Annotated in this window: 1 protein-coding gene and 2 pseudogenes; all 3 read right to left on the reverse strand. The window is 30.9% G+C overall.

From position 1 onward, the window contains the following. Positions 1-412: 412 nt before the first annotated feature. Positions 413-799: pseudogene (locus IEX62_RS24245) on the reverse strand (LAGLIDADG family homing endonuclease); the annotation flags it as partial. A 138-nt stretch (positions 800-937) separates the two neighbouring features. Beyond that, positions 938-1,234, reverse strand: a pseudogene (locus IEX62_RS24250) (LAGLIDADG family homing endonuclease); the annotation flags it as partial. A gap of 15 nt (positions 1,235-1,249) precedes the next feature. After that, on the reverse strand, positions 1,250-1,680 hold a 431-nt coding region (locus IEX62_RS24255), incomplete at its 5' end, for an NADH-quinone oxidoreductase subunit K (RefSeq protein WP_506329717.1).

Here is a 1,680-nt window from a genome sequence, read left to right on the forward strand (position 1 = left end):
TAAATACATTATTTATATTCTATTGTGATACTTCCTCTTCGGTTTACCCCAATACTCATGTATTGAGCCTGACTATATCTTAAGCTAATTATTAATATCCTTTCATATTAATAAAAACCCAACTCACATTTAGTCGATGAACTGCACACCGTTATTCCTTCCCCCCCTCCAGCGAAGCTGGAGGGGGTAGCGAATACTTGGTGCTTGGCTGCGGATATTCTACATATACAAATCGTTTTTACCATACAACGAGTCATTACCTGTTCCATTAATTATATTACTATATTAACTTGGTAGATTTGTTCTTAAGAGTTCCCCGCAATTTGAGAGTTTCGCCTTATATAAGACTAGGCGAAGGTTCACTTTCGCCTTTTGTGATCAAGATAATTTTCTCCTTTTAATCAAGACAAATTTAAATATTTTTATTCATCCCCCCCTCCAGCGAAGCTGGAGGGGGTAGCGAATTTTTTAATTCTATTATTTTATTTAATCCTTTTTCAGTTAAATGTTCTTTATTTTTAATAAGAATAGCGGCTTCTTTAAATTTAACATAATCATTATATTTAGAACCTTCAATTTTGTATTGATCAAAAAAAGGAATAATATATATAATTATATCATTAATTTTTGTAACTATAAATTCACATACTTTACGATTTTTATATTGAGCTATATAACCACAATTAAAAAATTTGACTAAACTTTTTAATAACAATATATCTCTTGAATCTTGAGCTATAGAAAAACGTAACCATACTTTAGTACCAGACATAGTTATAAAAAAATTGGCTTCTCCTGATGAGAAGCCAGCTACTCAGTTCCCCCCTCCTGGAAGGAGGGGTAGCGAAGATAAATTACTTAATATATTATTCTCAATTTTTACCCTTTTAACTGGTATTATAGAAGGAAAAGATTCCTTTAAAGTTTTAGATAAACCTCAATTAAGAGATGCTCTATGTTCCAAGATTTCTTTTAATCCTTCTAAAGTAGTATGTTTGTTTTCTAACATTAATGATACAATTTGTTTAAATATCACCAAATCTCCATATTTATTAGTTATTAATTGATACTTTTCAAAATGAGGTATAATTATATTATTTAAACTAGTTATATCACTAACTCTAAATTCAACCGTAGATCTATCATTTATTTTGGATATATATCCAATATTATCGAAATAATTTTGAATTAATAATAATAAAGCTCTATCTTTCTCGTTTAATTTTATTTGAAATCTAGCTTGTACATTTCATCCTATTTTATATCTAGGGTTCTTTAAAATAGTTACAACAAAAGAACCTTCAGCATCCGAGAACCCAGTTATAAATGAAGGATTTAAACCGGCCCACACACACGAAGTGTGTGTGGGGATTTTCCTGTGTAGCACACTAGAATAATTCCTTGATTGGATTAAATTACATGATGAAACTACAGGTAATAAATTAAAATGTAAATAGGGCCCCCGCCCCCCCGAAGGGGGGGCGGGGTCCCCCGAATAATTTGATCTTGGATTTTTAACTGGAGAGTTAATTAATCTATAGAAAGCAACTAGAATAGCTAAACCTATAGCAGATTCTGCACCTGCTACAACTATTATATAAATAGCATAAGTTTGGCCGATTATATCATCCATATTAAGTGAACTTACCAATATTAGGAATGTTATAGCTAATAGCATTA

Source organism: Paenibacillus hunanensis (genome assembly GCF_014645615.1).
Lineage (GTDB): Bacteria > Bacillota > Bacilli > Paenibacillales > Paenibacillaceae > Saccharibacillus > Saccharibacillus hunanensis.